Source organism: Xanthomonas pisi DSM 18956, assembly GCF_001010415.1.
Taxonomy (GTDB): domain Bacteria; phylum Pseudomonadota; class Gammaproteobacteria; order Xanthomonadales; family Xanthomonadaceae; genus Xanthomonas; species Xanthomonas pisi.
The window spans coordinates 1-21,467 of sequence record NZ_JPLE01000063.1 but is presented as its reverse complement, the minus strand read 5'-3'; the positions used below and the strand labels follow the sequence as shown (position 1 = coordinate 21,467).

The 21,467-nt window shown below is 65.4% G+C and carries 23 protein-coding genes and 1 other RNA gene; 14 read left to right on the top strand and 10 right to left on the bottom strand.

Features of this window, described 5'->3' with window-relative positions; translation table 11 throughout:
• Positions 1-224: 224 nt before the first annotated feature.
• From paoC to Y887_RS14555, 3 genes are all read left to right on the top strand, one after another.
• Positions 225-2,438: an aldehyde oxidoreductase molybdenum-binding subunit PaoC gene (gene paoC, locus Y887_RS14565; RefSeq protein WP_046965025.1), complete on the top strand. Its 2,214-nt coding sequence runs from the start codon at positions 225-227 to the stop codon at positions 2,436-2,438.
• Positions 2,439-2,904: 466 nt separating this feature from the next.
• Positions 2,905-3,117, top strand: coding sequence for a hypothetical protein (locus Y887_RS14560; RefSeq protein WP_046965024.1), 213 nt, complete (start codon positions 2,905-2,907; stop codon positions 3,115-3,117).
• A 307-nt stretch (positions 3,118-3,424) separates the two neighbouring features.
• Positions 3,425-3,742, top strand: a complete 318-nt coding sequence (locus tag Y887_RS14555; protein ID WP_046965023.1) for a hypothetical protein — start codon at positions 3,425-3,427, stop codon at positions 3,740-3,742.
• Between the two features lie 230 nt (positions 3,743-3,972).
• On the opposite strand, the gene Y887_RS14550 is transcribed toward Y887_RS14555, so the two are convergent.
• Positions 3,973-4,188: a hypothetical protein gene (locus tag Y887_RS14550; RefSeq protein ID WP_046965022.1), complete on the bottom strand. Its 216-nt coding sequence runs from the start codon at positions 4,186-4,188 to the stop codon at positions 3,973-3,975.
• A 9-nt stretch (positions 4,189-4,197) separates the two neighbouring features.
• Positions 4,198-4,449 (bottom strand): YkgJ family cysteine cluster protein, encoded by a 252-nt coding sequence (locus Y887_RS14545; RefSeq protein WP_046965021.1) that lies wholly within the window; start codon positions 4,447-4,449, stop codon positions 4,198-4,200.
• 468 nt (positions 4,450-4,917) lie between these two features.
• Between Y887_RS14545 and Y887_RS20995 the strand changes: the two genes are divergently transcribed.
• The gene (locus Y887_RS20995) at positions 4,918-5,085 is read left to right on the top strand and encodes a hypothetical protein (RefSeq protein ID WP_169749486.1); all 168 of its coding nucleotides are present in this window, start codon (positions 4,918-4,920) and stop codon (positions 5,083-5,085) included.
• Positions 5,086-5,173: 88 nt separating this feature from the next.
• On the opposite strand, the gene Y887_RS14535 is transcribed toward Y887_RS20995, so the two are convergent.
• Positions 5,174-6,337, bottom strand: coding sequence for a zinc-dependent alcohol dehydrogenase (locus Y887_RS14535; protein ID WP_046965028.1), 1,164 nt, complete (start codon positions 6,335-6,337; stop codon positions 5,174-5,176).
• A 255-nt stretch (positions 6,338-6,592) separates the two neighbouring features.
• On the opposite strand from Y887_RS14535, the gene Y887_RS14530 reads away from it, so the two are divergent.
• Both Y887_RS14530 and Y887_RS18320 read left to right on the top strand, forming a co-directional pair.
• Positions 6,593-7,225, top strand: a complete 633-nt coding sequence (locus Y887_RS14530; RefSeq protein WP_046965019.1) for a DUF4142 domain-containing protein — start codon at positions 6,593-6,595, stop codon at positions 7,223-7,225.
• A gap of 61 nt (positions 7,226-7,286) precedes the next feature.
• Positions 7,287-7,362: non-coding RNA, sX9 sRNA (locus Y887_RS18320), on the top strand.
• Between the two features lie 473 nt (positions 7,363-7,835).
• On the opposite strand, the gene Y887_RS14525 is transcribed toward Y887_RS18320, so the two are convergent.
• Positions 7,836-8,702, bottom strand: coding sequence for a glucose 1-dehydrogenase (locus tag Y887_RS14525; protein ID WP_046965018.1), 867 nt, complete (start codon positions 8,700-8,702; stop codon positions 7,836-7,838).
• 252 nt (positions 8,703-8,954) lie between these two features.
• Here Y887_RS14525 and Y887_RS14520 point away from each other — a divergent pair, with 252 nt between their 5' ends.
• Both Y887_RS14520 and Y887_RS14515 read left to right on the top strand, forming a co-directional pair.
• Positions 8,955-9,596 (top strand): DUF6766 family protein, encoded by a 642-nt coding sequence (locus Y887_RS14520; RefSeq protein ID WP_046965017.1) that lies wholly within the window; start codon positions 8,955-8,957, stop codon positions 9,594-9,596.
• 119 nt (positions 9,597-9,715) lie between these two features.
• A complete protein-coding gene (locus Y887_RS14515) occupies positions 9,716-9,901 on the top strand; it encodes a hypothetical protein (RefSeq protein WP_046965027.1) in 186 nt (61 codons plus the stop codon).
• Positions 9,902-10,009: 108 nt separating this feature from the next.
• On the opposite strand, the gene cydB is transcribed toward Y887_RS14515, so the two are convergent.
• The 3 genes from cydB to Y887_RS14500 form a co-directional block, all read right to left on the bottom strand.
• The gene (gene cydB, locus Y887_RS14510) at positions 10,010-11,032 is read right to left on the bottom strand and encodes a cytochrome d ubiquinol oxidase subunit II (protein WP_046965016.1); all 1,023 of its coding nucleotides are present in this window, start codon (positions 11,030-11,032) and stop codon (positions 10,010-10,012) included.
• On the bottom strand, positions 11,023-12,432 hold the full coding sequence (locus Y887_RS14505; protein WP_046965015.1) for a cytochrome ubiquinol oxidase subunit I: 1,410 nt from the start codon (positions 12,430-12,432) through the stop codon (positions 11,023-11,025). Before Y887_RS14505 ends, cydB begins: the two co-directional genes overlap by 10 nt.
• A 286-nt stretch (positions 12,433-12,718) precedes the next feature.
• Positions 12,719-13,000: a hypothetical protein gene (locus Y887_RS14500; RefSeq protein WP_046965014.1), complete on the bottom strand. Its 282-nt coding sequence runs from the start codon at positions 12,998-13,000 to the stop codon at positions 12,719-12,721.
• A 535-nt stretch (positions 13,001-13,535) separates the two neighbouring features.
• On the opposite strand from Y887_RS14500, the gene Y887_RS14495 reads away from it, so the two are divergent.
• Together Y887_RS14495 and Y887_RS14490 are read left to right on the top strand one after the other, a co-directional pair.
• Positions 13,536-14,816 (top strand): sigma-54-dependent transcriptional regulator, encoded by a 1,281-nt coding sequence (locus tag Y887_RS14495; protein WP_046965013.1) that lies wholly within the window; start codon positions 13,536-13,538, stop codon positions 14,814-14,816.
• The gene (locus Y887_RS14490) at positions 14,816-15,061 is read left to right on the top strand and encodes a hypothetical protein (protein ID WP_046965012.1); all 246 of its coding nucleotides are present in this window, start codon (positions 14,816-14,818) and stop codon (positions 15,059-15,061) included. Before Y887_RS14495 ends, Y887_RS14490 begins: the two co-directional genes overlap by 1 nt.
• 98 nt (positions 15,062-15,159) lie before the next feature.
• Here Y887_RS14490 and Y887_RS14485 read toward each other — a convergent pair whose 3' ends face one another.
• On the bottom strand, positions 15,160-16,059 hold the full coding sequence (locus Y887_RS14485; protein WP_046965026.1) for a manganese catalase family protein: 900 nt from the start codon (positions 16,057-16,059) through the stop codon (positions 15,160-15,162).
• 132 nt (positions 16,060-16,191) lie between these two features.
• A complete protein-coding gene (locus Y887_RS14480) occupies positions 16,192-16,698 on the bottom strand; it encodes a YciE/YciF ferroxidase family protein (protein WP_046965011.1) in 507 nt (168 codons plus the stop codon).
• Between the two features lie 507 nt (positions 16,699-17,205).
• On the opposite strand from Y887_RS14480, the gene Y887_RS14475 reads away from it, so the two are divergent.
• Positions 17,206-17,400: a hypothetical protein gene (locus Y887_RS14475; protein ID WP_046965010.1), complete on the top strand. Its 195-nt coding sequence runs from the start codon at positions 17,206-17,208 to the stop codon at positions 17,398-17,400.
• 43 nt (positions 17,401-17,443) lie between these two features.
• Here Y887_RS14475 and Y887_RS14470 read toward each other — a convergent pair whose 3' ends face one another.
• Positions 17,444-18,652 (bottom strand): NAD(P)/FAD-dependent oxidoreductase, encoded by a 1,209-nt coding sequence (locus Y887_RS14470; protein ID WP_046965009.1) that lies wholly within the window; start codon positions 18,650-18,652, stop codon positions 17,444-17,446.
• A gap of 338 nt (positions 18,653-18,990) precedes the next feature.
• Here Y887_RS14470 and Y887_RS14465 point away from each other — a divergent pair, with 338 nt between their 5' ends.
• Genes Y887_RS14465 through Y887_RS14455 form a run of 3 tightly spaced genes read left to right on the top strand, consistent with a single transcriptional unit; the run spans position 18,991 to position 21,444 of the window.
• Positions 18,991-20,247 (top strand): sensor histidine kinase, encoded by a 1,257-nt coding sequence (locus Y887_RS14465; RefSeq protein ID WP_046965008.1) that lies wholly within the window; start codon positions 18,991-18,993, stop codon positions 20,245-20,247.
• Complete coding sequence (locus tag Y887_RS14460) at positions 20,244-21,020, top strand: LytR/AlgR family response regulator transcription factor (RefSeq protein WP_046965007.1); 777 nt, start codon at positions 20,244-20,246, stop codon at positions 21,018-21,020. The genes Y887_RS14465 and Y887_RS14460 overlap by 4 nt, the downstream gene beginning before the upstream one ends.
• Before the next feature lie 46 nt (positions 21,021-21,066).
• Positions 21,067-21,444 carry a hypothetical protein gene (locus Y887_RS14455; protein ID WP_046965006.1) on the top strand — a complete coding sequence of 126 codons (378 nt, stop codon included), beginning with the start codon at positions 21,067-21,069 and terminating at the stop codon, positions 21,442-21,444.
• Positions 21,445-21,467: the final 23 nt, after the last annotated feature.

The following is a 21,467-nucleotide window of genomic DNA, read 5'->3' as shown; positions in this document are numbered from 1 at the left end:
GTCGGGCAGGTGCGACAAGGTGAATCGCCCGTGGGGCCTGCGCTTGCGCCGATTCGTGAGCAAGTTTCATGACCGCATGCCGCCTGCGTGGCATCGCACGGCACCGGGGTTTGCTACAACCGAGACCAACCGCCGGCATGGGCGATCGCCGGGGCCGGGTCTGGCGTCACGGCCGAGATGCCCCGGCACGCGTCGCCCGCCCGCATTCTTCGAGGAGCATCTGCATGAAGTTCGACACCCCCGCAGGCAGCAACCCCAGCGACCGACTCAAGGTGCTTGGTCAGCCGGTCGACCGCGTGGACGGGCCGCTCAAGGTCACCGGGCAGGCGCGCTACGCCTACGAATGGCACGACCAGCCCGGGCAGATGGCGTATGGCTATATCGTCGGCGCGGCGATCGGCAAGGGCCGCATCACCGCGCTGGAGACGGCCGCCGCACGGGCGGCCGCCGGGGTGATCGCCGTGCTCACCTACCAGAACGTGCCCACGCTGGGCACCGGCGAGTTTTATGTGCAGCGGTTTCTGGCCGCGCCGCAGGTGGACCACTACCACCAGGCGGTGGCAGTGGTGGTGGCGGAGACCTTCGAGCAGGCCCGTGCCGGTGCGGCGCTGGTGCGGGTGCGCTATGCGCGCGAGCGTGGGCAGTACGACCTGGCCGCCCAGCAGGCCAGCGCGCCTGTGGCGCCGCAGGCCCCGTTCGGCGGACCGCCACAGACTGCGCAAGGCGATTTCGCCGCGGCCTATGCCGCTGCACCGTTCACTGTGGATGCCACCTACCGCACCCCCGACCAGGCGCACGCGATGCTGGAGCCGCACGCCACCATCGCGCGCTGGGAGGGCGATCAGCTGATCTGCCACACCGCCATCCAGCAGATGAACTGGGGCACGCGCGACCTGGGCAAGGCGCTCGGCGTGCCGAAGGAGCGCATCCGGTTGCTGTCGCCGTTCATTGGCGGAGGCTTCGGCGGCAAGGGCACCGCGCAGGCGGACCTGGTGCTGGCCGCGCTGGCCGCACGCATCACCGCGCGGCCGGTCAAGCTGGCCCTGCAGCGCCCGTTGATGTTCAACAGCACCATCCACCGGCCCGCCACCATCCAGCGCCTGCGCCTGGGCGCCACGGCCGACGGGCGGCTGACCGCGATCGGCCATGAGAGCTGGTCGGGCAATCTGCGCGGCGGTCGCAGCGAGCCGACCACCTTGTCCACCCGTGCGCTGTATGCCGGTGCCAACCGCATGACTGCGGTACGGCTGGCAGTGCTGGATCTGGCCGAAGGCAACGCCATGCGCGCGCCCGGCGAGGCGCCGGGGATGATGGCGCTGGAAGTGGCCATGGACGAACTGGCCGAACGCCTGGGCATGGACCCGGTGCAGCTGCGCATCGTCAACGACACCCAGGTGGACCCGGAGCAACCGCAGCGCCGGTTTTCCACGCGGCCCTTCGTGGCCTGCCTGCGCAGCGGCGCGCAACGCTTCGGCTGGGCGCAACGCAATCCCACCCCCGCCAGCGTGCGCGACGGGCGGTGGCTGATCGGCATGGGCATGGCCAGCGCCATTCGCGGCGCGCCGATCTCCAAGGCCGGTGCGCGTGCGCGGCTGGACCGCAGCGGCATGCTGACGATCGAAACCGACATGACCGATATCGGCACCGGCAGTTACACCATCGTGGCGCAGACCGCGGCCGAACTGCTCGGTGTGCCGCTGCAGCAGGTGGTGGTACGGCTGGGCGATTCCAGCTTTCCGCAGACGCCCGGCTCGGGCGGGCAGCAGGGCGCCGCCTCGGTCACTGCCGGCGTCTATGCCGCCTGCATGCAGCTGCGCGAGACGGTGGCGCAGCGCCTGGGCATCGCCGCCGACCAAGCCCGTTTCGCCGATGGCATGGTGCATGTGGGCGGCCGCGCCATTGCGCTGGCGCAGGCGGCCGAGCAAGGCGAGCTGGTGGCCGAGGACGCCATGGAATACGGCACGCTCAAGCAGCAGTATGCGCAGCAGACCTTCGGCGCGCATTTTGCGCAGGTGGCGGTGGACGCCGACACCGGCGAAATCCGCGTGCGCCGGTTGCTGGCGGTCTGCGCGGCCGGGCGCATCCTCAACCCCAAGACCGCGCGCAGCCAGGTGATCGGCGGCATGGTGATGGGCGTGGGTGCGGCGTTGATGGAAGAGATGGCGGTGGACACGCGGCTGGGTCTGTTCGTCAATCACGATCTGGCCGGGTACGAAGTGCCGGTGCATGCGGATATCCCGCATCTGGAAGCGCACTTCATCGACGAGGTGGACCCCACCATGTCGCCGCTGAAGGCCAAGGGCGTGGGCGAGCTGGGGTTGACCGGCGTGGCGCCGGCCCTGGCCAATGCGGTCTACAACGCCACCGGCATCCGCGTGCGCGACTATCCGATCACCCTGGACAAGCTGTTGGCGCAGCTGCCGCGCAGGGCGGTGTAGGCGCCGGAGAAACGCCGACGGGGTGGCCAGGGCCGTTGCATCTAACCGGCCAGCGACGTCAGCAAGCGATCGCATGTTGGGCTGACGATGGCAGCGATGGATCAGGCCGTGGCCGATACTGTCCATGCCGCGTCAGGTGCGCGTGCGCTGTGGGCGCAGCTGACATCGATCGGCAGTTTCCGGATCGACACCCATGCAGTGCCGCCGACGCCAGATTAGATGGGATGCGCGCCTCTGACAGCGCGCTGCCGAGCGCGACCATAAGATGCAGCGGTGCAGCGATATCTCCAGCATAAAAAACTGTGGGTCGGATGGCCCCGGATGCATTGGACACGCCGTCCCAACGACTTCTGCGGGCGTCTCTCTAACCGGTTCAGGTGACCGGCCGCTGTCGCCGAATCGCCGCTGTTCTGTAAGGTGAACGGGTATAAGCTGCCGGCCGGGGAAATCCCCAACGAGGAACGCAATGGACCACTCCGACATGCAAGTGTCCGATCTGCAGGTCTTGGAGCTGCAAGGGTTCCACGACATCTATGGCAGTGGGCCGGACTTCTGGGACGCCTACCAGCGCATCATGGGCGTGGCAGCTCAGGCCGGTGGCAACGTGATCAATCTGGCCAACGAAATGGCCTCACTGGCACAGGGGCTGGGCGCAATCGATCGCGCGCAGCTGCTCTAACCGTCTTTCGCGACGTGCTTGCGTGTGGCAGCGATCGCGCGGTGCGTCCCATGCTGTCGTGCATGCGTGAGGGCCGCCCGCTCACCCAATTTTTCTATCGTTTTCACGCACGCCTGCTGCGCGCATTTTTACGGTTGGCGCATCGATGGCACGGCGTGATCTTCGCCGATCAGGCCGTGTCGGTCGGGGCGCCATCGCAACGCGCTGGGCAGTGGAGATGCGACGCGCCCGCGTTGCCCGCCATTGCAGCGGCGCCCCCAACCCCGTGCCGGAGACAGTGATCCGGTACCTCGTTGAGGAGCTAGGTGTGAGCGAAACAGTCGAAGGCGTGCGTGTGCATCTGATCGGTGGCCCGCACGATGGGCAGATGCTGTGTGGCACGTCGTTGCCGGACGTGATGCTGCCGGCGGGGTATCGCATGACGCCCTGGCCGGGTGGCCAATCCGGCATTCACTGGCACCGTGAACTCAATCTGGCGTGCGTGTATGGATCGATGACGGCCGATGCGCTATGTGCCGCACTGGGTGCGCAATGGCGTGGCTATCTGACGACACGTCGGCAGCAGGCGGCTGCAGGTCAGGGCAGTGAGCGACATGACGGATGCGCCGAAACGACGCTTGCATGAGGCGATCGTCTGCGTCGATGGTCAGCGTCAGTCGACCCATACGACTGCTTGCGCGCCGCACGGCACGATGGAGTGCATTGAGTCGATTGCACGCAGCGAGCAGCGCCAGCCGCGCATGGGGCGGTCGATTCACGCGGTTAGTTTTTGCCTGCCGCTGTTGGCAATACGGCTACCGCGCTCAACGCCAATGCACGCCGAGGCTGAAGCGCAGCGCGCTTGTCAGCAGAGGCTCATTCCGCGACGTCGGGCGTCTTGGCGGGCGTCACCACGGCAGTGTCGGGCGCACCTCGCTTCTTGTCGCGACGCAGTGGCGTATCGCCCAGGCGTTCGATCGCGCCACCGGATTGCTGGAACGCTTCCAGGTCGGCGGCCAGGCGCTGTTCGGACAGGCGCGGCTTGCCTGGTTGATTGCTGACGGTCATCGACTGGCGGCGGGAGTTATTCATCGCGAATCCTCATGCGTTGTAGAGCGTCAAGGGGATGCCCCGCCGGCGTTGATCGTCGTAGGTGGCACGCACGTCGCGGCAATACGGCCCGGACATGACGAAACGCCGACAAATCGCCGGACGCGTTTCATAGATCGAGCAGCACATGCGTGCCGAATCGAGGGCCACGCACCAGCCTTCCTCGTCGCGCGCCATCACGTGCCAGCCTTGCGGCGTCACGCTGGTCAGGTGCTGGGGGATGCGGTCGGATGGATCGACCATGACGGTGAGCCGGCAACAGACGGCGTCGCAGCGTTCGCAGAGAGTCTTGATGGAAAAGGCCAGATGGGAGTGAAGGCGACACCGGTCTCCGGCCGCAACTCCACCATACACCCTGCGCGCGCGCGGATGTGAACCGGCGCCCGCAGGCCCTGTCCCACGACATACCGTGGCAATTGCAGGCAGCGTCATGGCATTGCCGGAATGTCTGCCGACAGCAATGCCCTGCCCAGCTCGCAGCAACGCGCGGATGCAACGGGAGTGCGGCCGGCCTGTGTATCCCGGGCGCGGCAGCTCGGCCGATACAGGTGGTTCGCTGCCGCGGCCTTGGTCGCAACGCTCGCTGAGCGCCTGAGGCAGCGGCCGCGCTGCGTTGCCTTTGTCACGCCGGCGCGAAGACGGGTTTCACCTCTGCCATCGATGGCGCGCCGTAGCGTGGCGATGTCCGTCGCACGCATCAGGAGCACCGCCATGAAGACATCCAAGCAGCATCCATCCATGCACGATCAGGTTGCAGGTCACGACCAGGAGCACAGCGACAGGCAGAAGCAGGACGCGCTGCAGGACGAGGCGGTGGAAGAAACTTTCCCCGCCAGCGACCCGGTGTCGCCATTCGTTCCGGCAAAGCCACTGGACTGAGCGCGGCGATGAACGCTGGCTGCGATAAACAGCAACAAGGCCCGGTCGACGGCCGGGCCTTGTTGATCCACCTCGTGGGATACGACCTTTACGGCGTCAGTACCACCTTGCGGCAGTCGTCCTGCTTCTTGTCGAACAACGCATAGCCCTGCGCTGCATCGGCCAGCGGCATTCGGTGCGAAATGATCGCATTGGGCTTGAGCTCGCCGTTGCCGATGCGCTCCAACAGATAGGGCATGTGTTTTTGCACATGCGTCTGGCCCATCTTGAAGCTCAGCCCCTTGTCGAAGGCATCGCCCAGCATGAATGCATGGATAAAGCCGGCATACACGCCCGGGACGCTGACCACGCCGCAGCGCCGCGTGGCGGCGATGCACTGACGGATGGCCACACCGCTGCTGCCTTCCAGCTTGAGGTTGGTGAGTGCGGTTTCGATCGCACTGCCTTCGGCCTCGAAGCCCACCGCCTCGATACTGGCATCCACGCCGCGGCCATCGGTCTGCGATACGATCACATCGGCCGGGTCGTCGATCTCATCGAAATTGAGCGGAATCACGCCGTAGGCCTTGGAGGCGAAGTCGAGACGGTACGCATGCCGGTCGACCATGAAGATACGTTCTGCGCCCAGCATGCGGCAGCATGCCGCGGCCATCAGGCCCACCGGGCCGGCGCCGAAGATCGCCACGGTGGAGCCCTGCTTGACGCCGGCATCGACAACCGCCTGATAGCCGGTGGGCAGGATGTCGGACAGGAACAGCACCTGTTCGTCATGCAGCGCATCCGGGACCACCAACGGCCCGACGTTGGCCTTGGGCACGCGAACAAACTCGGCCTGCCCGCCGGACAGGCCGCCGTAGAGATGGCTGAAACCAAACAGGGCCGCAGGCGGGCGCATGTCCTTGTGGTTCAGCGCAGCGCCCTTGCCGGTGTTGGTGGTCTCGCATGCAGAAAATTCCTGCAGCATGCAGTGGAAGCAACGCCCGCATGCCACCACGAACGGAATCACCACCCGGTCGCCCGGCTTGACCGCCGTAACGTCCGGGCCGACCTCTTCGACGATGCCCATGAACTCATGGCCGAGAATATCGCCGGGACGCAGGTCCGGAATCTTGCCGCGATACAGATGCAGATCCGAACCACAGATGGCTGTGGCGGTAACGCGCAGGATCAGGTCGTCGCGTTCGACCAGGAGCGGGTCCGGCACCGTTTCGACCCGCACATCGCGTGAGCCGTGGTAGTTGAGGGCAAGCATGTCGATCTCCTGAAGGCCGGCGGTCTGCGGCAGCGCATCGCAGTGTCGGCATTGGCGCGTTAAGCCGGTCAGCACGACGCGTGCGTACCGTGTGCACGCACTCGACTCACGACACCGCGTTGATGCGCATGTCACGTGTGGATAACCCATGCGCTCGCAGGCTCCCCCAACGCGCAGCACTTCGCATGCGGTCAGATGCGGTGATGCAATCCCGATAATCGACGATCGCCACGTGCGATCACTCAGGAGACAGGCATGGGACTTTTCAAGATGGTGACTGCAGGCGCGGTGGGCTATGTGGCGTACAAGGCGTGGCAGCGCAGTCAAGGCTCGGCCGGCGTTACGCAGCCCGTGCAGGGCACGCTGCAGGACCGCCAGAGTGCGGAGGCAGCCATCGGGCGCACGCCGCCGCATGGCGACCCGCTCCGCGATAGCAGTAGCGGTACGCGCGACGGTAAGCAGGCGCTCGGAGCCTTGGCCATTTTCAACGAGCAGGAGCGCACGCTGGCACAACTGGCGGTGGTCAAAGGTGTCGAGGGCGAGCTGCTGGCTTTTGCCCGCAAGATGGACGAGGCGCACAGTGCTGCATTGACCGACCTCAGTCGATTTGCTCCGGACCGCAGTGGGCCGGTGGGTCAGGCTGCGTTTGCGCGCTCGAAGAGCGCACGTGACCAGCTCGAAGCGCTGCACGGACAGGCATTCGAAAAGCAATACCTGCAAACTGCCGTCCGTAGCCATGAGCAGGCCCTGGCGCTGCTGGATACGCAACTGCGTAGCGAGCCGGGATCCAGCGACCTGGGCAAGGAACTGCAGCGCACGCGCGATACCGTCGCCGAGCATCTGGACCATGCCAAGGCACTCAGCGCGAAGCAGACCCAACCGCACTAAGAGCGGCTAACAAAACTACTGCGCAGCCGCCAGGCGGGCGCGGCCGGTGCTCGGAATCGGCATGTACCACTCGTACACTCCGGTTCCTCCGCGCCGTCCACACCCGCCTGACGACTGCTCGCTACGTTTTGTTAGCCACTCTAAGGTCAGCAGAAAAACGGCCGGGTAGTTAATGGGCTATGTGTGGTCATTGTCCCCTGATCGATGTTGGTGGCGATGGACTGGTAGCTCCAAAGAACGGCGCAGTTTTGATGCCGGGCGGGGGCTAAAGCGGGAAGTGAGGTAATGGGTCATCAGTTCGATCGGCGAGGTTATCAAGGTACGAACCGATCATCGCGCAGTGCAGACAAGACAGGCAGCCAACGCTGCCTGTCTTTTTGGTTGAAGCATGGCGGTAGTGGAAACATGGTGCGCGACGGCGCTGCAGGCACTTCGCGCGACGGACACAACTGCAGTTGTCTTCAGATTGCGCCGCCTAGCCGTACGGAGTGTTTCTTATGCTGCCGCGCATGCGCCGGCATGATGCGAAGAAGCACGCCGCAGCCGTCTCGGTCACGATACGTCCGCGTCATCTCGAGGGTGACGCGGACCGGCTTACGCCATGCGTGTGCTAGAGCGTGACGGCACCGCCGGAGATCGTCAGCAGCGTGCCCGAGGTGTAGCTGGCGGTGTCGGCCGCCAGCATGACGTAGGCCGAGGCCAGTTCCACCGGCTGGCCAGGGCGTCCCATCGGCGTCTGCGCCCCGAAGTTCTGCACCGATTCTTCGTCCATGCCTGAGGGAATGAAGGGCGTCCAGATCGGGCCGGGGAGCACCGCGTTGACGCGAATGTTTTTGTCGGCAAGGACGCCGGCCAAGCCAATGGTGAGATTGGCCAGGGCACCCTTGGTGGCCGCGTAAGGCAGGATGTTGGGCGTCGGCTTCTTCGATTGCACCGATGCGGTGTTGATGATGGAGCCGCCATCGGTCATCAGGGGAACAGACAGCCGCACCAGGTTGAAGACGGCATGTACGTTGGTGTCGAAGGTCTTGCGCCACTCGTCCAGCGTGATGTCTTCGAAGCGTTCGAAATACTTCTGGTAGCCGGCATTGTTGACCAGGATATCCAGGCCGCCGAACGTGCTGTTGACCTCTTCGATCAAGGCTGCGGCCTGGCTCGGGTCGCTGATGTCGCAGCTGACCAGCAGCGCCCTGACGCCGGCCTTCTCGATCAGCGCGCCGATCCTGGCCGCGTCTTCCTGCTCGTCAGGCAGAAATGCGATGGCCACATCCGCACCCTCGCGTGCATAGGCGATCGCAACGGCTGCCCCGATACCGCTGTCGCCACCGGTGATCAATGCACGCTTGCCTTTCAATTGTCCGTGGCCGACATAGCTGTCTTCGCCGTGGTCGGGACGCGGGTCCATCTTTTCGGTGCGACCAGGGAAGCCTTGCTGCTGCGGCTTGAAGGGCGGGCGCGGGTAATTGGGTACGGGCATGGTCGTCTCCTGACGTTGGGTTCGCTGACGTGCAAAGCGCGAGGACTGCGCTGAAAGCCAGTGTGGCTATGTGTCCGTCAACATCCGGGCTAGGCGATGTCGGCATCGCGTGTGCCTGCAGTCAGCGCATGACTGGCGTGGTTGCCTGTTCGGTGACCGTGTTGCTGGATTGGTCGGCGCGTGCGTCATTGCGAATTTCATGTGCTTTTGCGTGGTGGATTCGATACTGGGCGCGTGCTCGGGAGATCCTCCATGTTCCTGCGTCGTCACGGGCTGTCGTTGTGTCTGCTTGCGCTGACAGTGTTTTGTATCGGCTGTCAGATCTATGCCGGGCTCCACGCGTACAACGCGCAGCTGCGCGAGCAGGCACTGCCGACGCTGCAGCTGGCTGCCTATCTGCACAGCCCGCATTTCATGTCTGCGTTGTTCGAAAACTGGGAGAGCGAATTCCTGCAGATGGGCATGTATGTGCTGCTGACCGTCAAGCTGCGTCAGGTGGGGTCGGCGGAATCGCGCCCGCTCGATCCCGCTGAAGAGCACACCTCGATCACCCCCGGTCCTGCGCCGTGGCCGGTACGCGCCGGTGGGGTATGGCTGCGCCTGTACCAGCATTCGCTGGCGATCGCCTTCGGCATCCTGTTTCTGCTGAGCTTTGTGTTGCATCTGATCGGCAGCTGGCGGCTGGAGCTGCTGGAGCGCGCACACAAGGGACTTGCACCGATCAGTGTGCTCGACCATTTCACCGATGCCGGGTTCTGGTTCGAGTCGATGCAGAACTGGCAAAGCGAATTCCTGGCGGTGTTCTCGCTGGTGGTCTTGACGATCTGGCTGCGCCAGAAGGACTCGCCGCAATCCAAGCCGGTCCAGGCGCCCCATTCGCAGACCGGTGGATGAGAGGGAGTGGCAGGCGTGGTGCGCGACGCCGACACTTCACGCCATCACGCGGCTTCCTTCACCCCGCTGCAATACGCATCTGCCTAGCGTGAGTTCCTACCTCGACGCAGGAGATGCACATGGGTAGCGAAGCGAAAAAGCCGTGGGGACCCGGTTCCGATCAGAGCAAGCCGTTTACGCCGCAGGAAAGGCGCAATGAAGATGCGCACGGGAAGGCGCACGACATGCCAGACGAGGACCGCGACGTCAATCAGGCTGACCCGGAGCGCGATTACGAACGTCCGGACGGCTCGGAAAAGCGCTGAGACCTTTTGGCGATCGACCTGACAACGCCCACAGATGGGCGTTATGCGTTCGACTCTGCCGGTGCAAGCGCATGCCGGCATGCCATGCGGCGCAGCGCTGGGGTGCGCTCAATGGTGATGGTGGTAGCCGACATCCGCGGCGATCTTGCCGCGGAACACGCGATACGACCATGCCGTATACCCCAGCACCAGCGGCAACAGCACGACCAGGCCAATCATCGGAAAGATCTGCGAGGAGGGTGGTGCGGCTGCCTGCCAGATGGTGTAGCTCGGCGGTACCAGGTACGGCCACATGCCCAGCACCAACCCGATGAACCCCAGCACGAAGATCGCCAGCGTCAACAGAAATGGCGAGGTATCGCTGCGTGAACTGTCGCTGCTGCGCCACAACGCCAATGCCACTGCCGCGGTCACCACCGGAATGGGCGACAACCACCAGAAGTTGCCACCGGCAAACCAGCGCGCCATCACGTGCGAACTCAGGAACGGCAGCCACGCGCTGACCAGCACCAGGAAGGTCACCACCACGCCCACCAGCGGCTTGGTCAGCTGACGCGCCAGCGTGTGTGTGCGCCCCTCGGTCTTGAGGATCAACCAGGTGCTGCCGAGCAGCGCATAGCCGAACACCAGTGCTGCACCGGTAAGCATGGTGAACGGGCTGAACCAGCCGAACACCCCGCCGACGTAGCGCCCATTCTCCAGTGCCATGCCCTCCACCAGCGCGCCCAGAATGATGCCCTGCGCGAATGCGGTGAGGATCGAGCCCGCGATGAACGACAGCGTCCAGAGCCGCCGTGAACGCTGCGCCTTGAAGCGGAATTCGAACGCCACACCGCGGAAGACCAGCGCCATCACCATCAACAGTACCGGCAGGTACAGCCCCGACAGGATCACCGCGTACGCGGTCGGAAACGCCGCAAACAACCCCGCGCCACCGAGCACCAGCCAGGTTTCGTTGCCGTCCCAGATCGGCGCTGCGGTGTTCATCATCAGGTCCACTTCCTGTTCGTCGCGTGCGAACGGCGCGAGCATGCCCAGTCCCAGCACAAAGCCATCCAGCACCACGTACATCAGCACGCCAAAGCCGATGACGCCAAACCACACCACAGGCAACCAGTAACTCAGTTCCATGGGGTGTTCCCCTGTTCCAGGGCGGTGTCTGCGGCCGACAACGGGCGTGCAGGGGTATGTTCACCGCCGGCCACATCCGGGCCATCGCGGCTGGTGTGCGGGCCGGCGCGGACCAGTTTGGTGAGATAGAAAATGCCGAAGCCAAACACGAACGCGTAGCCCAGCACGTACACCAGCAACGACACTGCCACGGTCACGGCCGACTGCGGGCCCATCGCGTCGGCAGTGCGCAGCAGCCCATACACCACCCACGGCTGTCGCCCGATCTCGGTCACGAACCAGCCGGCGACCAGGGCGATAAACCCGGCCGGCAGCATCACGTTCCAGGCCAGGATCAGGGCTTTCGACAGCAGCCGGCCGCGCCACCAGGCAATGGCGGATATCCACGACAGCGCCAGCATCGCCATGCCCAGGCCGACCATGATGCGGAACGCGAAGAACACCGGTGCCACCGGCGGACGCCGATCGCGCGGCACCGAGGTCAGCGGGGTGATCTCGCCATCGGTGCTGTGGGTCAGGATCAGGCTGCCCAGGCGCGGGATCGCCACTTCGTACTGGTTACGCTCGGCCTCGGCATCGGGCAGCGCAAACACTACCAGCGGCACGCCGGCGCCGGCTTCCCCGCGGTGCCAGTGCGCTTCCATCGCCGCCACCTTGAGCGGCTGGTGCTCAAGGGTATTGAGGCCGTGCTGGTCGCCGACCAGGACCTGGATGGGCAGCACAATGGCCGCAAAGGCCACCGACAGCCGCAACATGCGCGCAGCGTCGGGCAGATGTACGCCCTTGCGCAGGTAGTACGCCGCCACGCCGCCCACCACGAAGCAGGTGGTGATGAACGAGCCCAGCGCCATGTGCGCCAGACGATAGGGGAACGACGGATTGAAGATGATCTGCGTCCAGCTCACCGGATGCACGATCCCGTTGACCATCGCATAGCCCTGCGGTGTGTGCAGCCAGCTGTTGGACGACAGGATCCAGAAGGTGGACACCAGCGTACCGATGGCCACCATGCAGGTCGCAAAGAAGTGCAGCCTCTCCGAAACGCGCCCCCAGCCGAACAGCATCACGCCAAGGAAGCTCGCTTCCAGAAAGAACGCGGTGAGCACTTCGTAACTCAGCAGCGGCCCGATCACACCGCCGGCAATGCGGCTGAGCTCCGGCCAGTTGGCGCCGAACTGGAACGCCATCACGATGCCGCTGACCACGCCCATGCCGAAGGACACGGCAAAGATGCGCAACCAGAAAAAATACAGCCGCTTCCATCCCTCGTCGTGCGTGCGCAGCCAACGCCATTCCAGAAAGCCGAGCAGATTCGCCAGGCCAATGGTGAAGGCGGGGAACAGCACATGAAACGAGATGACGAAGGCAAACTGGATGCGGGACAGCAGCAGCGCTTCCACAGGAATCTCCCTGGTGCCGAACGCGCGAGGATGCGTCTACGGCGACACTGGCGTGGCGATGGAAATGACGATCGTGGTGTGATCGTAGGGTCGAGCCGAACGTGCGAGTGCGGGGAAGCGAGAAACCTCAGGCCATCGCTTAACGCTCCACGATGATGCAAGCCGTCAGCGTGGGCGCATGCGACAGCAGGACACAGCCCGACACGGCGCAGCGCCGATGTGGAGGCGGCGCGTTGTTGCGTCCGGCATCCGTGCCTGCGCCCGGTGACCTGTCTCGGCGCGCTGGCTACGCGCTGCGCAGATGCCGCAGGCAGCGTGGCGCCAGCCAGTCGGCAAGGGCGGCATTGGTCGAACCCGGCGTCAGGCACAGCGCCTCGCGCACTGCCTTGATCGCTTGTGGTTCGGTCAGGTCAGGCTGCGCGTTGTAGGCCTCGCAGACCGCGCGTACCGTGCTGTCGGGGATGCCATCGAAGGGGTGATAGCCGAGCTGGCCGCGCCGGTGCTGGTCCTGCCAATACGTCAATTCACTTTGCACATCGGCATGGCGATGTACCGAAACTGCATGCATGAGACACCTCGCGCGGCTAAGTCGGTGAGCAATGGTTGCGCGTCGAAAGTAGGTTACTGTGAGGATGGCCTGCACGCCTTCTCCATACGGCAGGTGCCGGTCACGGACAATGCTTCAGGCCGCCACGGTCCCGCGTTCAAGTGGTCTAATGCAGCACACGGCATCGGCTCATGTCGGTGCCGAACACTCCGGTTGCGATGCAACAGCACAAGCGAACTGATCCATTGAGCTGGGCCCGACGACGCGCATCAAGAATGCGCGGCAACGGTGTCGGCAAACCTTGCACTGTTTGGCGTTTCGGCATGCCCGACACGGCGACCGACCCCGACCATGACGCTTGGCACTGGCAAATTCCGGGCCAGCCGTGCGTACTGCCTGCATGATACGGCGGGCTCGACTTGGGGGAAGGGCGCCGTTTGCACACGATGGTCGTGACTGCAGCGTGCAATCTCGTGGTGATGCGCAGGCGCACTCTTCGCGCCGCCGTCACAATTCTCAACTGAACATGTACTAGTCATTGCGGACAGAAGCGCTCATGGACCGTCTTTCCTGCGCCATCATCGACGACGACGTGGAGTTCTGCGATCAGGTGGTGGAGTTGGCCACCGATAGCGGCTTCCGTGCCAAGGGTATCCACACCCTTGGCGAAGCCAGCCGTTGGCTGGACAGCAACTTCCCGGACCTGTTGGTCGTGGATGTCGGCCTGCCCGACGGCAGCGGTTTCGATCTGATCGAACGCCTGGACCCGGATCACACCCCGCAGATCGTGGTGGTGTCGGGCGACTACGCCCATGAAACCCAGGGCCGTGCGCAGCAGTTCGGCGTCAGCGAGTTCCTGACCAAGCCGTTCGCGCCGGAGCGGCTGGAGCGCGTGCTCGGCGGCCTGCGCGAAGCGCAGCAGGGCAACCTGGGCATCATCGGCAACAGCGACAGCATCGTGATGCTGCGCAAGGACATCGTGCGCGTGGCGCCGACCGATTTGAATGTCCTGGTGACCGGCGAAACCGGCACCGGCAAGGATCTGGTCGCGCGCGCCATCCACCGGGTGTCCGGCCGTCGCGGTCGCTTCGTGTCGGTCAACTGCGGCGCGATTCCGGAAGAGTTGCTGGCCAGCCAGCTGTTCGGCCACGAACGCGGCAGCTTCACCGGCGCCGACCGTCGGCACGCCGGGTTCCTGGAACAGGCCGCTGACGGCACGCTGTTTCTGGATGAGATCGGTGAGATGCCCAAGCGGCTGCAGGTCTATCTGCTGCGGGCGATCGAGTCGCGCAGTTTCATGCGCGTCGGCGGCAATGAAGAGATTCCGCTCGATGCGCGCGTCGTCGCCGCCACGCACCAGCACGTGCAGCGCGAGCATGCCGTGCTGCGCGAGGATTTGTTTTACCGCCTCAACGAGTATCCGATCCAGGTGCCGGCGCTACGCGAACGCCGCGGCGATGCACGGGTGCTGGGGCTGCGCGTGATCGACGAGCTCAACGTCAAATACGGCAAGCGCAAGCTGCCGACCAAGTCGCTGCTGCGCTATCTGGCGTATCACACCTGGCCGGGCAACGTGCGCGAGCTGCGCTCGTTCATCCACTATCTGTATCTGCGCTCGGATGGCGACTTGCTGACTGCGCCGGATGTGGAGCAGACCGTGCCGCAGGCCGACGAGGACGGCTTGCTGATTCCGGCCGGCTGGACAATGCGGCAGGCCGAGGACGCCATGATCGAATCGGCCCTGGCCCGGACGCGCTTCAACAAGAAGGCGGCGGCACGCGAGTTGGGGATCAGCGTGCGCACCCTGCACAACCGACTGAGCGACAAGGACGCGTAGTGGACGATGCTGCATCGCAGGGTCGGCAGCGCGAGCTGCTGCATCAGCTGCGTAACCGTCTCAACGTGATGGGCTTTGCGCTGTATGCCCTGCGTGGCGACACCTCCAAGCCGATGGAGACGCTGCGCACCGCGCATCGGTCGGCGACCGCCTTGCTCAATCAGTTGGGCGAGCAGGAGCGTGCGCAGGAGCAGGCGCGTCAGGCGCCGGACGATGCGTCGCCGCAGGACACCGTGGATCGATAAGGCTGGGGGCCGGAGCCGGGCCCAGTTATCGGCAGCGGACAACCGGCGCTGTCGCGCCGGTGGCCAGCCGATGGTGGGCGCAGTGGCGCCCACCGGATTCAGCGATGAATGTCGCCGGTCGTCGACCCGGCACCCGGGCCCGCTCCCAGATCCGCACCGGTGACGCGGTCCAACTCCGGATTGGACATCAGCCGTTGCGACATGGCTGCCATCGCCCTGGCCTGGGTTGCATCCAGCTCCACCGAGGCAGTGCCGTCGCCGCCATCCACGCAGGCCTGTTCGTCGCGGTCGGCCACCATCTCCCACTGCTCGCCGGAATTCCATGGGCCGACCATGTCGCCCTCGCCTTGGGACATGTTGTAGTAGATGTCGGTGAAACGCGGATCGCCCGGCAACTTGCCCGGGGGGAAGTTCGGCTCGATCGCAGACAGCGCCTTTTCGAACGACTTCTGATGCGCCACTTCGCGTGTCATCAGAAAGCGCAGGGCATCGACGATGCCGGGGTCGCTGGTGACGCTGATCAAGCGCTCATAGACCAGCTTGGCGCGCGCCTCGGCGGCGATGTTGGAGCGCATGTCGGCGGTCGGACAGCCGATCGAATCCACATACGCGGCCGTCCACGGCGTGCCGGCCGAGTTCACCAGTGCCGGCCCGCCGCCGTACAGGATCTGCTGGGTGTGGCTGGTACTGTTCTGGGTCATGCTGCGCATGTCCATGGCCTCTTCCATGCCCTCGGACAGCACCGCCTTCGGCCCCTGATTGAGCATGGCGATGATCGAACCGATGATTTCCAGATGGCTGAGTTCTTCGGTGGCAATGTCGAACAACAGGTCCTTGCGGCCAGGATCGCTTTCGCCCAGCGCCTGGGTGAAGTAGCGCATCGCAGCGGCAAGCTCGCCTTGCGGCCCGCCGAACTGTTCGAGCATCAGCGTGGCCAGCTCCGGATTGGGCGCGGCGACGCGCACCGTGTACATCAAACGCTTGTTATGCATGAACATGAAGTGTTCCCTGGCTGGCGCCTCCTGCAACGACGACGCCTTGCGGCGCGCAGACACGTGGAAGCGTTTGGCTTGAAAAGAGGCCTGCATGGGCTGCGGGCCTGTGCTGGGCGGTAGGTGCTGCGCAGTGGGTCAGGCGGCCTTGCTGGCCTTGGCCGCCTTCTGGTTGCCGCCTTGCTCTGCCAGCAATGTCAGTTTTTCATCGGTGGATTTTTCTTCTTCCAGCGTTGCCAGCAGCAGCGGCAGCGCATCGGCATAGCCGAGTTGCCTGGCCATCGCCGCGATGGTGCCGTAGGAGGCGATTTCGTAATGCTCCACCTTCTGCGCGCCGCCGATCAGCGCGGCATCGCGGACCGGGCCGGCTTCGATCTCGTCGATCACTTCGCGGCTTTCTTCGACCAGGCCTTCCATTGCCGCGCACTTGATGCGTTTGAGCTTGATGCCCAAGGCCTCGACCACCTGGTCGATGCGTTCGATCTGGCCCCGGGTTTCTTCCAGATGGGTTTCGAACGCGCCTTTCAATTTCGGTTCGGTTGCCGCACGTGCCAGGCGCGGTAGCGACTTGGTCAGTTGTTTCTCGGCGCTGTAGATATCCGACAGCTCGTGGATGAAGAGTTCTTCGACAGTCTTGATCGCCATGGGTGGTTCCTGGGGTTGGTCAGAGGTTTGAAACGTGGTGGTTACCGCTTAGCGGTAACGTGTTCTGGTTGTTCGCGTCCGATGCGACGTGAGCACGATGGCTTCCTGGCGTGCGATCTTCTTTGTGGGATGGCGAGCTGGCGTCAGGCCGTTACCGCGTGATCGCCAAGCTAGCCCTGCGAGTGTTAGCGCTATCGCTGGGCAGGGTGATCCCGGTGCGAGAACGACCTGTGCCATACCGCCCTGCGTATACGCACGCTCACGCGAGCGTCAGCCGGGGCGCGCGGCGCCGGCTGGCTGGTTGCTGCGTGGGCGGGGCGCACTGCGGTTGCCTGCGTCGGGCCGCAGCAATGCGCAGCGGCGTTACCACGGATGCGGTCTCGCCGAGAGACGGATAGGCCGCGCGCGGGCAATGCACCGCGGTCGGCATGCATGTGGGCACGGCGTGTGCGCGCGGTGCAGACCGATGCGCTACAACGCAGTTCGCATGCCCGTACGAGATGTCATATGACCCCGCTGGATAAACCCTTACGTCGCGAACTGCAGATCGGCGACCAGGCATATACCTTGATCATCGATCCCGACGGCTTGAAGCTGGTCGAGAAAGGCAAGCGCAAGGGCGTGCGCTTGCGATGGGACGCGCTGGTCAACGGCGATGCCGCATTGGCCGTCGCCTTGAACGCCTCACTCGGCGAAGGGTGAGGCTTCAAGGTGCAGGGCGTGGCGCTGCGATGGCCCGCCTTGCTCAGGGCCTCGGAAACAGCTGCGCCAGCATGCGCACTGCCGCTTCCGACGCCGCACGGTCGGGCGCGGCATCGGCATTGTTGAAGTCGTTGCTGCCCTGCGCCTGCACCAGCAGCCCGTCGCGACGCGGCACCACATTGAGATTGTGGCCGCGCCAGACCAGCCCATAGGTGACCTCCGGCTGCGGGATCAGGCGTGCGGTCTGGCCACGCACCGGAATCACGCTATCGTCGCCCAGCAGCGCACGCGCGCCGTAGCCGGTGGCATTGATCACGATCTTTTCGCGCAGGTCGGTGAACTGACGTGGGTGGTCGAAGCTGCGCGTATGGAGTTCGCCGCCGGATTGCAGGAAATCCTGCAGCAAGAGCCGCGAGTACGCGCTGATGTTGAAGGTCAGTTGACCGTAGCGACGTACGAACGGCACCGGGAATGGATGGCTGCCGGCAGCCAGTGCGTGCGAGCGCGGGCCAAGGTCGTGCAGCAGCGTGCGCTCCAGTGGCGGGTAGTCCGGCTCGTGCGCTTCGGCCGGGGCGACCGGTTGATCGAACGGCACATCCGACAGCGCGTAGCCATCGCGCCACTCGATCGGCTCGCCGGGCAGGCCAAGCAGCGTCTGATAGCGGCGAAAGGAGATCCGCGCCATTTCTTCCCAGCGCGTCTTGAAGTCGGCGCTGGCGTGCTCGCTGGTGCACACGCGCGAGTCCGGCGACCACACGCCGGTGGCATAGAACGAGCGCACGTCCGGAAGCCGCTCGCGCGCATAGATGCGCACATGCAGGCCGGCACGTTGCGCGGCCACCGCCGTGGTCAGCCCGATTGCGCCACAGCCGATCACCGCCAGCTCGCGCACGCTGGCATCGGCCGCGCGGACCAGCCGCAACGCGTGTTCGGCCGCGCCCCACGACAGCGACCAACCGCTGCCGCCGTGCCCGTAGTTATGCACCACCGTCTTGCGGCCGATACGTTCTGCCTCGATGCGCGGGCCTTGCGCCCGGAACGGCCGGGTGCAGCCGTCGATGGCGATGATGCGATCGACCGATGCGCGGATCGGCGCCAGTGCAGGTGCAGTAGCGAACGGCAGCGGCAGTGCGTCGGATGCCGGCAACGCAGTGGACGGCGCGAGGGCAGCCTTGCCGGTGGCAGCCCAGCTGCCGGTCGAAGCGGCCGCAAGCGCAAGGCCTGCGCTGTGCAGAAAATGACGGCGGTGCATGCGACTCCTGCGAGGTGATGTGGAGGTGGGTCGACCGGCTGCGATGGGAGTGGCGCCGGCATCCCGCAGCAACACGGCGATGCCGGCCGCCACCAATGCATCGCCGCTGGCAGCACAGCGTGCTCGGCCGAATGGCGCACGGCAACCCGACAAGCGTCCGGTTGCCTGCCTCTGGCGAGCATACCGCGCAGGTCCCGGCCTACCGACCGGCCAGGCCAGGTTTCGTCCTGCGATCCCGGCATTTGAGGTGACGTTGGCGGCCATTCGTCGCCGGGGGCTTTCGCAGCGGCGCGTGCCGGCTATGCTCGCCGCGTCCCAACCCAACGAGCTGCCCACCCGTGTCTGCCAGCGTCTTTCTGATCGTGCGTATCGTGTTCGCCTGGTTCGGCGCGTTGGTGGTGGCCGGCATCATGTGGGCGCAGCTGTTCGGCTCGGTCGGCCCGGTCTTTGCGCTGGCGAGCCTGGCGCTGATGACCCTGGCCTTCATGAGCGCAGTCACCCATGTGCGGCGGGTGCGCCTGATCGCCGGGCGGCTGGATCACACCACCTTGTCCACCCGTCAGCGCCGCCAGATCGAGGTGCCGCTGGATGTGCAGGCCAGCTTTGCGGTGATGGAAGCGGCTGTGCGTGCGCTGCCTCGTGTGCAGGACATCGAATGCGCGCCGGGCAGCCTGCTGATCCGCGCCAAGGTGCGGAAGATCGGCCGGTACGACGGACGTCAGCCCTCGCACAACCAGGTGCTGGTGACGATTGCGCCAGGGCAGGGCACCAGCAGCGTCACCGTGTTGTGCGAGCCCGACGCCGGCGCGTGGGTGGACCTGTTTGCGGTGGACGAAGGCAGCAATTACGAGAACGCCGAGGCGATCAATCGCGCGGTGGTGCGCCGGGTCGGCGAGCAGCGTCGCGACGAACAGGCCGCGGCCGAACAATCGGTGATGGAAAAGGAACTGGCGGTGGCACGCCTGAATCTTTTGCATGCGCAGGTCGAACCGCACTTTCTCTACAACACGCTGGCCAGCGCCCAGGTCCTGGCGCGCACCGACCCGCCGCGCGCCGAGGTCATGATCGGGCACCTGATCCAGTACCTGCGCAGCTCGCTGCCCAGCGCCGACGGTGCCATCGCCACCCTGGGCGAAGAACTTGAACGCACCCAGGCGTACCTGGAGATCCTGCGCATCCGCATGGGCGCGCGGTTGGCCTTGCAGGTGGAAGTGCCCTACGAACTGCGCGGCCTGCAGCTGCCGTCGATGATGTTGCAGACGCTGGTGGAAAACGCCATCAAACATGGGCTCGAACCCAAGCCCGGTGGTGGCACCGTGTGGATCCTGGCGCGTCGCCATGACGACCATGCAACGCTCACCGTGGCTGACGATGGCCAGGGCTTCAACCCGCGCAGCCAGGGCACCGGCATCGGCTTGAAGAACCTGCGCGAGCGGCTGCAGTTGATCTACGCCGGCAAGGCGAGCTTTGCCATCGTGTCCAATTTCCCCAGCGGCGTGGCTGCCACGATCACGCTGCCCTTGCCGGCGCAACCGACCGGGCCGCGCCCGCCACCGCTGCCCGACGCCGCCACGGCCGTGCAGGTGCGGGCATGAGCGCGCTGCGTGCGGTGATTGCCGAAGACGAAGCGTTGCTGCGGCAGTCCTTGCTCGCGCTGCTGGCCGAGGTGTGTCCGAAGCTGCAGGTGGTGGGCGAATGCGAAGACGGCGCCAGCGCGCTGGAAACCATCGCCAACCAGCAACCGGATGTGGTGTTTCTGGATATCCGCATGCCCGGCCTCACCGGCATCGAGGTGGCGCGCGCGATGCGCGAGGTCAGCCCGCGCACGCAGGTGGTCTTCGTCACCGCCTACGATCAGTACGCCATCGATGCGTTCGAACATGGCGCGGTGGATTACCTGCTCAAGCCCATCAACCGCGACCGCCTGCAGGCCACCTGGCAACGCGTGCAGCAACGCGCCGCGGCCGGTCAGCCGGACAGCGGCCTGCTGGAAACGCTCTTGCAGCGCCTGTCCGCACGCCCGTCAGCGCCCGGTGCCGCGCCGCCACTGGCCTGGCTCACCGCCAGCAGCGGCCGCGAGACGCGCCTGATCGCAGTGGATGAGGTGGCGTATTTCCAGGCCGATCAGAAATACACCACGGTGATGACGGCCGGCGGCGAAGCGCTGCTGCGCACGCCGTTGCGCGAGTTGCTCGACGTGCTGGACCCGCAGGTGTTCAAGCAGATCCACCGCTCCACCATCGTCAACATGCGGGCGGTCGCCTCGGTGGTGCGCGAAGACACCGGCAAGGGCCGGCTGGCACTGCGCGGGCGCAGTGAAACACTCACCGTCAGCCAGCCGTTCATGACCTTGTTCCGCGGCATGTAATCCCCTGATCTCCCCCATCCCGCATCGATACGAAAGGACTGCCTCCATGCGCCTGATCGCCTCCCTGGTGTACTGCCTGCTCGCCCTGGCCGGCTGCCACGAACGCAACGGCACCACCTCGATCACCCGCGCCACCAGCGATGGCCGCGACGTGCTCTTCAGCAAGACCCAGGTCACCGATGCCGAGACCAATGTGCATTGCCTGGCCAGCAGCAGCGGCCAGTGCCATTACCTGATCTATGAAGAACGCTGCCCGGCTGCCACGACCGCAGCCAACGCCGGCACGCCGGCGCCGGTGTGTGCGCGCAAGACCTTGGACAGCTTCGCGCTGCTGCCCGGCCAGGTCCGTGCGCTACACGGCCTTCCGGCGGCGGCGCATACCTGCGTGGGCCGCGATGCGCCCACTGCCCGGTGCCAGGGTTAGAGCGGCTAACAAAACTACTGCGC

Bases quoted from the DNA above. Each gene is read 5' to 3' on its own strand.
- paoC (WP_046965025.1), top strand. From the start codon at position 225: ATGAAGTTCGACACCCCCGCAGGCAGCAACCCCAGCGACCGACTCAAG.
- Y887_RS14560 (WP_046965024.1), top strand. From the start codon at position 2,905: ATGGACCACTCCGACATGCAAGTGTCCGATCTGCAGGTCTTGGAGCTG.
- Y887_RS14550 (WP_046965022.1), bottom strand. From the start codon at position 4,188: ATGAATAACTCCCGCCGCCAGTCGATGACCGTCAGCAATCAACCAGGC.
- Y887_RS14545 (WP_046965021.1), bottom strand. From the start codon at position 4,449: ATGGTCGATCCATCCGACCGCATCCCCCAGCACCTGACCAGCGTGACG.
- Y887_RS20995 (WP_169749486.1), top strand. From the start codon at position 4,918: ATGAAGACATCCAAGCAGCATCCATCCATGCACGATCAGGTTGCAGGT.
- Y887_RS14535 (WP_046965028.1), bottom strand. From the start codon at position 6,337: ATGCTTGCCCTCAACTACCACGGCTCACGCGATGTGCGGGTCGAAACG.
- Y887_RS14530 (WP_046965019.1), top strand. From the start codon at position 6,593: ATGGGACTTTTCAAGATGGTGACTGCAGGCGCGGTGGGCTATGTGGCG.
- Y887_RS14525 (WP_046965018.1), bottom strand. From the start codon at position 8,702: ATGCCCGTACCCAATTACCCGCGCCCGCCCTTCAAGCCGCAGCAGCAA.
- Y887_RS14520 (WP_046965017.1), top strand. From the start codon at position 8,955: ATGTTCCTGCGTCGTCACGGGCTGTCGTTGTGTCTGCTTGCGCTGACA.
- Y887_RS14515 (WP_046965027.1), top strand. From the start codon at position 9,716: ATGGGTAGCGAAGCGAAAAAGCCGTGGGGACCCGGTTCCGATCAGAGC.
- cydB (WP_046965016.1), bottom strand. From the start codon at position 11,032: ATGGAACTGAGTTACTGGTTGCCTGTGGTGTGGTTTGGCGTCATCGGC.
- Y887_RS14500 (WP_046965014.1), bottom strand. From the start codon at position 13,000: ATGCATGCAGTTTCGGTACATCGCCATGCCGATGTGCAAAGTGAATTG.
- Y887_RS14495 (WP_046965013.1), top strand. From the start codon at position 13,536: ATGGACCGTCTTTCCTGCGCCATCATCGACGACGACGTGGAGTTCTGC.
- Y887_RS14485 (WP_046965026.1), bottom strand. From the start codon at position 16,059: ATGTTCATGCATAACAAGCGTTTGATGTACACGGTGCGCGTCGCCGCG.
- Y887_RS14480 (WP_046965011.1), bottom strand. From the start codon at position 16,698: ATGGCGATCAAGACTGTCGAAGAACTCTTCATCCACGAGCTGTCGGAT.
- Y887_RS14475 (WP_046965010.1), top strand. From the start codon at position 17,206: ATGACCCCGCTGGATAAACCCTTACGTCGCGAACTGCAGATCGGCGAC.
- Y887_RS14470 (WP_046965009.1), bottom strand. From the start codon at position 18,652: ATGCACCGCCGTCATTTTCTGCACAGCGCAGGCCTTGCGCTTGCGGCC.
- Y887_RS14460 (WP_046965007.1), top strand. From the start codon at position 20,244: ATGAGCGCGCTGCGTGCGGTGATTGCCGAAGACGAAGCGTTGCTGCGG.
- Y887_RS14455 (WP_046965006.1), top strand. From the start codon at position 21,067: ATGCGCCTGATCGCCTCCCTGGTGTACTGCCTGCTCGCCCTGGCCGGC.